Origin of the sequence: Caballeronia sp. ATUFL_F1_KS4A, from assembly GCF_023630905.1 — a bacterium.
Taxonomy (GTDB): Bacteria; Pseudomonadota; Gammaproteobacteria; order Burkholderiales; family Burkholderiaceae; genus Caballeronia; species Caballeronia zhejiangensis.
In genome coordinates this window covers 164,785-174,437 of sequence record NZ_JALQEB010000044.1, presented here as the reverse complement: position 1 = coordinate 174,437, position 9,653 = coordinate 164,785, and the positions used below count along the sequence as shown (strand labels likewise).

Here is a 9,653-nt window from a genome sequence, read left to right as displayed (position 1 = left end):
CTATCGCCGATTCCGAAGAACCAGCCGCACTCGCCATCAAGCGCCCACACTTATCGGCTGTTAGTTTTTAAAGAGCATTTGCGCAGTTATTTGCTTCGCTATTCGCTTGCTTTCTTGCGCGCCGTCATTCAACGGGAGGCGAATTATGCGGGGCTATTTCGACCACGTCAAGCGCCTTTTCCAAAAAAAATAATCGGGTCATTTCGGGCGGCAAATTCGAAGCCGAGCAGCGGCGCGTGTCACCGGCGTCTGTGCACGTCAGATCGCACGCGCGCACGAAGAATTGACCAGGCACAACAACGAGGCGATGGCATTGGGCGGCAATTGACGCTCACCGGTACGATGTCGGCCGGTCACACGATTCAGGCGTCCTTCATCGCGCGCTCATCCCGCGCTAATTCTCATCTTCGATCATGTGCGCAGTCGCATGGTCGAAGCAAAGCCGCCCGACTGCCACCGTGACCGGTTTGAAGCGCAACCTGGAGACAACTCAGATGAGCACCCTCGCCGACCGCAGCGTCCCGACATCCACGAAAACCGGACGATATGGTCTCTTCGTCTGCCTGATGGCGGCGCTCGCCGGCCTGCTGTTCGGCCTCGACATCGGGGTGATCTCGGGCGCACTGCCTTTCATCGCGAAGCATTTTGTTCTGAGCGATCGCGCACAAGAATGGATCGTCAGCTCGATGATGGTAGGCGCGGCGATCGGCGCACTGGGTGCGGGCTGGCTATCGTGGCGTCTCGGACGCCGCTATGCGCTCGTGCTCGCGGCGATACTTTTCATTGCGGGATCGCTATGGTCCGGGTTCGCGGCGAGTCCGGCTCATCTGATCGGCGCACGCTTGCTGCTGGGCCTCGCGGTCGGGATGGCGTCTTTCACCGCGCCGCTTTATCTTTCGGAGGTTGCGCCGCGACAAGTACGCGGCGCGATGATCTCGACGTATCAGTTGATGATTACCGTCGGAATCCTGGCCGCCTTCCTGTCGAACATCGGACTGTCGTACGTGGCCGACTGGCGCTGGATGCTCGGCGTCATCGCGATTCCCGCCGTCTTCTTCCTCGCAGGCGTGCTCGCCCTTCCCGATAGCCCGCGCTGGCTGCTTCAGCGCAACCGCGCCGACGAAGCGCGCGCCGTCCTTCAACGCTTCTACGCCAATCCCGCCGACGTGCAAGCCGAACTCGAACAGGTCAACGAAGACAACACGCGGCCCCAGCGAGGATGGAGCCTGTTGCGGCAAAACGCGAACTTCCGTCGCTCGGTACTGCTCGGAGTCGTGCTGCAGGTGTTCCAGCAACTCACCGGCATCAACGTCGTGATGTACTACGCTCCGCGCATCTTCGAACTGGCCGGCTTCGCGACTCATGAACAGCAACTGTGGGCGACAGTCATCGTCGGCCTCGTCAACGTCATTGCGACCTTCGGCGCCATTGCCTTCGTCGATCGTTGGGGCCGCAAGCCGATCCTCTATGCGGGATGCGCCATCATGGCAATCGGCATGTGTTCGCTCGGGTTCCTGCTACATGCCGGAGTCGCCGGCCTCACGGCACAGATTCTGGCGGTCGCGTCGCTGCTGCTTTTCATCGCGGGGTTCGCCATGTCTGCCGGCCCGCTCGTTTGGATCCTGTGCTCGGAGATCCAGCCGCAGCAAGGGCGCGACTTCGGCATCGCCGTTTCGACGCTCGTCAACTGGGTCGCCAACATGGCGGTCGCGGCCACGTTCCTGAGCTTGCTGTCGACCGTCGGCGAAGCGAACACCTTCGTGCTCTATGCGATCCTCAACGTCATCTTTGCGGTCGTCGTGTTCTTCTACGTGCCCGAGACGCGCGGCGTTTCGCTCGAGAAACTCGGCAACGATCTGATGGCCGGCAAGCGTCTGCGCGATCTCGGGAAGAAAAACTAGTTTCGTCGTTCGATGGAAATCTTCACGGGGCGGATATTCCAGATCCGCTCGCAATATTCGTGAACCGCGCGGTCCGAAGAGAACTTGCCTGCATAGGCGGTATTCAGGATGGACATGCGAGTCCAGCGCCGCTCGTCGCGCCAGGCGGCGCTCACATCTTCCTGACGCGCGACGTACGCGGCATAGTCGGCAAGCACCAGAAACGGATCGTGGTGCAGCAGGTTGTCGACCAGCGGACGGAACATCTCTCGATCTCCGCGCGAGAAGTGCCCGCTGCCGATCAACTCCAGCACTTCCCGCAACGTCTGATTCGCATCCGCATAGTCGGCCGGACGATACCCTTCGCGCTTCACGCGTTCCACTTCGTCCGCATTCAGGCCGAACAGGAAGAAGTTTTCATCGCCGACTTCTTCGCGGATCTCGATGTTCGCGCCATCGAGCGTACCGATGGTCAACGCGCCGTTCATCATGAACTTCATGTTTCCGGTGCCCGAAGCCTCCTTGCCCGCGGTCGAGATCTGCTCGGACAGGTCCGCAGCCGGGTAAATGAAGTGTGCGTTCTTGACGTTGAAGTCCGGGAAGAATACGACTTTCAGGCGGCCGTTCATCGCGGGATCGTCGTTCACGACTTCGGCGATGCCGTTGATCAGCCGGATGATGAGCTTGGCCATCGCGTAGCCAGGCGCGGCCTTGCCGCCGAATACGAAGCAGCGCGGCGTCAGCGCGAGTTGTGGATCGCGGCGCAGACGCATGTACTGCGTCACGATGTATAGCGCGTTCAGATGTTGCCGCTTGTACTCGTGGATTCGCTTGACCTGTATGTCGAACAGCGCCGCAGGATCGACGACGATGCCCGTCGCGCTCTTGATCTTATCCGCGAGGATCTGCTTGTTCGCCTGCTTCACGTTGCGCCAGCGTTCCTGAAATGCGGCATCGTCGGCGTATTCGGACAGCTTGCGCAGTTTGCCGAGATCGGTCGCCCAACCTTCCCCCAGCCCCTCGTCCAGCAGTTTCGCGAGACCCGGATTGCTGAGCATCATGAAGCGGCGCGGCGTGACGCCGTTGGTCACGTTATGGAAGCGCTCGGGCCATAGCTCGGCGAAATCTCGCAGCACCGTCTTTTCGAGCAGTGCCGAATGGAGCGCGGCCACACCGTTGATCGCGTGACTGCCGACCGTCGCAAGATGCGCCATGCGTACGCGCTTCGTGCCGCTTTCGTCGATCAGCGACATGCGCGCGATCCGCGCTTCGTCGCCGGGATATCGTTGGCGGACATCATCGAGGAAGCGGCGATTGATCTCGTAGATGATCTCGATCAATCGCGGCAACAAGCCCTGAAACAATGGCAAGCCCCACGTTTCGAGCGCTTCGGGCAACAGCGTGTGATTCGTATAGGCGAGCGTGCGCTGCGTGATGTCCCAGGCGTCGTCCCAAGGCAGTTGCCGCTCATCCACGAGCAGGCGCATCAACTCGGCGACGGCTATCGACGGATGCGTGTCGTTCAATTGCGCCGTGAACATGTCCGGCAAGCGATTGATCGGCTCGCCCTTGAGCGCAAGCAGGCGCAACATGTCCTGCAACGAACACGAAACGAAGAAGTACTGCTGCGCGAGCCGCAAGCGCTTACCCGCTTCGGGCTCGTCATTTGGATAAAGCACCTTCGACAGCGTCTCCGAAAGCACCTTCTCGTGCACGGCTTCGTAATAGTCGCCGGCATTGAAATCCTGAAGATCGAACGACTCGACTGCCTCGCTTTTCCAGAGCCTCAACGAGTTACATGTATTGACGTGAAAACCGGGGATCGGCGTATCGCAGGCCACGCCTTTGACCGTATAGGCAGGAATCCAGCGCACATGAAAGCGGCCCGCTTCATCGGTCGAGCTTTCGGTGCGGCCACCGAAGTTCACGTAGAACGCGACGTCCGGGCGCAGGATTTCCCACGGGTTGCCCTTCTGCAGCCATTTGTCGGTGATTTCCACTTGCCAGCCGTCGCGGATTTCCTGATCGAAGATGCCGAACTCATAGCGGATTCCGTAACCGATCGCCGGGATTTCGAGCGTGGAAAGCGAGTCGAGATAGCACGCGGCCAGGCGTCCGAGGCCGCCGTTGCCAAGGCCCGGTTCCTCTTCGATCGACAGCAGCGTATCGAGGTCGAGTCCGAGCGCCTGCAACGCTTCGCGCGCGTTGCTTTCGATGCCGAGATTGATCAGGTTGTTGCCGAGTTGCGGGCCGATGAGAAATTCAGCGGACAGATAACACGCGACTTTTGCGTCGCGCGCGACATAGGTGTGCGTGGTGGCGACGCGGCGGGTCATCATCCGGTCGCGGACGGCGTAGGCGAGCGCCATGTACCAGTCGTGCGGCGTGGCGATCTCCGGATAGCGCGCCTGCAGACAGATGAGGTTATCGACGATATCGCGCTGCAGCGCCTCGACGCCAAGTCCGCTGCGTGCGGGCTCGGCGCTGATCCGCGATTCGATGGTGGGCGTGTCATCCATGATCTGTCCTCTCTCCCTGCGTACCGGGCTTCGACAAGAATGTGCCGGCTCTATGTCCGGCCGTTGACAGTGCTGCGTCATGGCGCATCGATGAATAGCATACGCCCTCAAGTCGTGCGCTTCCATGCCGTTATCCCCAAGGGGAAGGCCAAATTCGGCAATCGCGGGACGACGATGGCCTGCCGCTTCAAAGGCTGTCGGACCAGTTCAAGATTCCGGTCATCGCTTATTTCATTCGCTTGCCGCTAGCGCAAGTTCAGACATCAGAAAAATATGAAACGCGTCGTCGCAGTATCTGCAGTTACAGTCGTTTTGGCCGCATGCGGTGGGGGCGGCGGCAGTTCCGATAATGCGCCGAGCGCGCCCGAGGCTAACGCTGCACAAGGCCTTTATTCCGGAACCGATGCGAACGGCAACGTCGTGGGCGGCGTAGTGCTCGAGACTGGCGCTTTCTATTTCGTGTATGCGAACACGACGACAAACGCGCTAGGTCTGGTACAGGGTGCGGCATCCGCATCTCATGGCACTTTTCAGTCGGACAATGCGCGCACCTTCGACATAAGCGGCAAGGCTGCGACCGATACGCCCGTCCTCGCGGGCTACAACGCGACGAACAGCGTTCAGGGCGTGATCTATACGAGCACGGCGAAGCAGAACAGCATCAAGTTCAACGTGGTTTATGACGCCAACTATGAACGTCCGGTGGCGCTGTCGTCCGTTGCCGGGACGTATTCGGGCGCGGCCGGATCGACGAAGGACGGCGAGACCGCCACTTTTGTAATCGGGCAGGACGGCTCGATCAAGGGTGAAGGCTTGAGCGGCTGCACGTTCAGCGGAGCCGCCACGCCTCATGGCGACAAAGACGTGCTGGACGCCACGATCACGTTTGGACCCGCGCCCTGCATATATCCGGGTGCGAAGCTTACGGGCGTCGTTTTTTTCAGCAACAGTCAGGTATTAGGAGCTTTGACGCTACCTGACAGATCAGACGCCTTCGTGGTGGCCGCTACGAAGTGATGTCGCGTGGAGTGCGCGTCGCGCACTCCCAGTTGCGGATCGGAATGCCGGCGGCCTGTTGAGCTTTGCCCGTCCGGATTTATTTGCGCTAAGCATCCCGCGCGTATTTTCACGGCCACATTACTTCGGATACCGAAGAAATATACAAGGTAGGCGTTGCGCAAGGGCCTTTCCGCCGACAACTCGCCACTTGCGTCTGACTTTGAATTTCGACGCGCCGGACGCCCGCGGACGCATTTCGGTCAGCCCGCGCGCATTCCAGACATTAAGCGCGGACGGAAATTTGAAGCGTCGAACAGATGCCTGTTGTCCCGGCTGATCGCGACATCGACTTTGCCATGCCTCGCTCACACTGAGTCCAGTAGATCTCCAATACAAAACTATGCGACCGGACGAGGTGAATATGTCTTTGCTCGAGTTCCTTGGCACGATGGTCTTCGTTGCCGTCGTATTGCTCTCGATGGTCGCGGTGCTCGACATTTTCTTCCCGCGACTGATCCCGGTCGCGCGTGATGAGCGCTCTTCGGGATTGTCGCGCGCGCGGAAGTTCGCGAGAGCGAACGCGCGGGGACGCTGAGCCTAACTTTCAGATACCTGCGGCTCGCGCATGTTCCGTCCGAGCTTTTTCACCAGCACGCGGGCGGCAAGCAGTCTGAAAGGACGAGGGAGCAAGCGGAAAGTTTGCTGATCCGCGCAGCATGTTACGAAGGTTAGTCTGGCGGATCGATGTCTTCCGTCGCCCCATCCGGAGTCGCGACGGGTGTTCTTCGCCGCGACCAGCGAAACGCCGTCTACCGCAGCTTCGACGCCTCACTGCGGACGTATCGAGCGCTACATTTTTCGTCTTATTCGTCACGATGCGGCCGTTAAGCGCGTTTCGGAGCGCTCGCCGGTTCCTTTTATGCCGATACCCTCTGTTCACGCAGACGATTTCGTGAAACATCCTCCCAGATCACCCTTGAAAATGGGCCGCCAAGCCCGTCCTGCCTAGCGATCGCAGGAGTGGAAACGCGGCGTCGATTGTTTCACGAACGATCGGAGCGATCATTGTTCAGCAGCTTTCTAGGCGAAGTACTTGCTCGAGTGGCGGTGACCGCCTTCTCCGTTGGTTTCGCATCGCTAAGAGGACGTTCAGGCTTTACATTCAAGCTTCGGATGCTGGCGGGCTCCGCCTTTCCCAAGCTGCTATTCACCCACGCTGAGAGTGACTCGCATCGACGCGCTTGGAGTAGTGGCTGCGTCGTCCTCTGCGCCAAACCGGATGACCATGCGCCTGGATCGAGATCGAGATATTTCGCGCGCCTCATGTGCATCGATGGTGCTTGCCATCAATTGTCCTGCCGTTGAGACAGATCGTTCCAATGGGAAACTGCCCCAGTCCACGAGTTCGCGTGCAAACAACCGTGCGGGTCGTGTCGATGCGCGCGTGTGGGAAAGTTTGCGCCCGGGGCGCGAACGGCCGAGGTTGCTGCGGAGATCGAGTGTCCCAAGTCGGGACACTCGTTAGATCAATCTAGAAGTGCACGAGCGTGACTTCGCGCTGCGCGTGTCCCAAGTTGAGACACTCTTGGAGCTTCGGAAATTGACCCAGATGCCGAGCGCACCGCATCAAGACCAATTGCTGGAGGGAATCGACTAGCTGTTATCGGCAAACAACTGTGTCACCAACTCCCGAATTTGCCGTTCCTTTTCTTCGGTCAGTAATCCTGCTTTGATCTTGACCGTGAGCCCCATTGAGTCTCTCGTGATCGACCCTGCCTGCGATCCACCCGCAAAAATCTTGTCGATACTGCGATCGCTTACGGCCGGCGCCGGCTTACGCTCGTCATCCAACGCCTGCTTGATCGCCTTGCCAAATTTCGACTGATCCAGATCGCCCGAAACGACGCGCGCCCAAAGGCCCTTGGCAACGTCGAACGCCGCCGCATTCCGCCCACGCAGTACCGAGACGACATTCTCCGCGGCCGTGGCTCCCAACAGGCGAGGCTGCACATCTAGATCCTGCACGACGAAATCCGGCAACTCGCCAAACGAAAGATACCGGTACAACTCGGAGCGCGAGATGCCCAACGCTTCCGCCATGCGCTTGCGGTTAGGAAACTCCTTTTCGGTCCGTCGAATCGATCGCGAGATCTCGTAGTCGCACAGATCTTCACGCGCTACGTTTTCGACGAGGGCGAGCATCGCCATCTCTTCGTCAGAAAGATCGACGACAAGAACCTTGATCGATTCCTTACCGATCATCTTATGCGCGCGCCAGCGACGCTCACCCGCCACGATCTGGTATCCGGTGCCGATGCGCCGTACAACGATCGGCTGTACGAGACCCGCTTCGCGGATCGACTCGGCGAGTTGCACAAGCTTCGCGTCGTTGAATACCTGCCGAGGCTGCCAGGGATTCGGAACGATCTCCGACACCGGCGCTTCCGACGCGGGACCTGCCTGCTCGAGTTGCGCGATGCGCTGCTGCGCCGAGGCCAACGCCGCTGCCATTCCGGGCGCAGTGCGCGGACTCGTCGCCTTCTCTTGCTGCGGATCGAGTTGGATGTCCTTTGCCGCACGAACTTCCGCGGTCTTGCTCATCATTCGGTCGCGAAGGCTGCTCATTGTCCCGCCCTCCATTGCTCAACGTACTGGTCATCGATCCATTTGCAGTAGTCGACCATCGGCTGTTTTACGCGCGCCAAAGTTTTCGCGACTGTCTCGGCCCGTGAAAGATCGAAGACAGTAGAAAAAGCCAACGCGCCATTGCTCATGACCGAACTCGCCGGAATCTCAGTGGTGTGCAACCAGTCGCCATACGCGCGCTGAGACCATGAGCGAACGACCGGCGCCGAAGATGTATTGCCATAGTCGACCCGCGAGAGAAGCACCGAAACGAAGTCGTATGTTTTGTCGACTTCGTGTTCGACGAAACCATTCGCGACTTCAGCGAACAACGACCAGAACGACACCGACGAAATGAAATCCAGACTTTCGGGTACGAGCGGCATGACCATCGAATCGGCCGCCATCAATCCGTTCAGCGTCATATAAGAGAGCGAAGGCGCGGTATCCAGGATGATGTAGTCGTACTCCGCGCGCAGCGGCTCAATCCCTTTTCGCAACACCGACCAGAACTCGAAGTTCGCGTTCGTCTTCTGCGCAGTAGGCAGATGGAATTCGGCGTCGTGAAGATAGTTGTGTGCCGGAATCACATCGAGTCCGTCCCAATACGTGCTTTGCACTTTCGACGCGAGACCGCCTTCCATGTCCGGATCGTAAATGTATGGCAGGACCGTATCCTCCCAAGTCACGTCCTTTTCCGCGTACAGGCCGCACAACTCCGAAAGCGACGCTTGTGGGTCGAGGTCGATCATGAGAACCTTGCGACCACGCAAGCTCAATCCTTGGCCGATGCACATCGACGTCGTCGTCTTGCACGATCCGCCTTTGAAGTTCGCCGTGATTAACACGCGACCGCGATGTTCGCGCGTACCAGTGACAAGCGGCGTCTGATAAATGTCCGAGACCTGCTGAACCCACGTTCGGGCATCCTTCAGAGAGAAGATACGCGCACGCCCGGTTCCGTGCGTTTCACCCGGCGGGAGGTCAGTACCTTCCTTTGTCGCCAGATAATTGATCTTCTGCCGGTCGATCCCGCACATGTCCGACAGCTCGCCTATCGTAAACACGGGCGCTGTCTTCCTTGGCCGTGGTGCCAAGATCTGATCACGCAGTTCGTTCGTCATGACCGACAAACGCTCTGCGAATTCTCCTAGGTTGGAGAGCTTCACCCTTCGATTAATCCCTGGCAGTTCGCTCAAATTCATTCGGTGCTTCCTTTTTAGTCCACGGTGAGGCGTTTTCTTCACGCTCGCCGATGTTTCCACGGTTTTGGTGTAACTAGATGTCGAACCGTAGAATACTCGCCGCAGTGATGAATAGCTATTGGAATTGATCGAAATTTGCAAGCACCGGGGCGGAGGTGCAAGACTATCAATAAGATCAACCACTTATACAAGCTATCTTCAGTGATTCCCGAAACGCTCAGAGGACAGCGAAACGCTCCACGGCATCGGAAGCTCAGTGGAACGCCGGATCCCATCACAAAAAACCTCACCTCTGCGGACGCCGGCGCAGTTGGATTCCAGCGTCTCGACGGCTGGTCACAATTCACTTCACCTAAACGAAGCGCGCGAAACGCCATCGTCCCGCTGGTTAAAAATCAAATGCACCGTCTATATGAGTAAGGCCG

Annotated in this window: 5 protein-coding genes; 2 read left to right on the top strand and 3 right to left on the bottom strand. The window is 58.9% G+C overall.

Features of this window, described 5'->3' with window-relative positions:
* Positions 1-494: 494 nt before the first annotated feature.
* Entirely contained in the window at positions 495-1,901 is a 1,407-nt protein-coding gene (locus NCS03_RS29660) for a sugar porter family MFS transporter (RefSeq protein WP_008345310.1), read from the top strand.
* Here NCS03_RS29660 and NCS03_RS29655 read toward each other — a convergent pair.
* Entirely contained in the window at positions 1,898-4,399 is a 2,502-nt protein-coding gene (locus NCS03_RS29655; RefSeq protein WP_250530386.1) for a glycogen/starch/alpha-glucan phosphorylase, read from the bottom strand. The two genes, NCS03_RS29660 and NCS03_RS29655, sit on opposite strands and share 4 nt — an antisense overlap.
* A 273-nt stretch (positions 4,400-4,672) precedes the next feature.
* Between NCS03_RS29655 and NCS03_RS29650 the strand changes: the two genes are divergently transcribed.
* Positions 4,673-5,416: a hypothetical protein gene (locus tag NCS03_RS29650; RefSeq protein ID WP_250530385.1), complete on the top strand. Its 744-nt coding sequence runs from the start codon at positions 4,673-4,675 to the stop codon at positions 5,414-5,416.
* A 1,635-nt stretch (positions 5,417-7,051) separates the two neighbouring features.
* Here NCS03_RS29650 and NCS03_RS29645 read toward each other — a convergent pair.
* Complete coding sequence (locus NCS03_RS29645; protein ID WP_008345313.1) at positions 7,052-8,023, bottom strand: ParB/RepB/Spo0J family partition protein; 972 nt, start codon at positions 8,021-8,023, stop codon at positions 7,052-7,054.
* Positions 8,020-9,228, bottom strand: coding sequence for a ParA family protein (locus NCS03_RS29640; protein WP_033535672.1), 1,209 nt, complete (start codon positions 9,226-9,228; stop codon positions 8,020-8,022). Before NCS03_RS29640 ends, NCS03_RS29645 begins: the two co-directional genes overlap by 4 nt.
* Between the last annotated feature and the right edge of the window lie 425 nt (positions 9,229-9,653).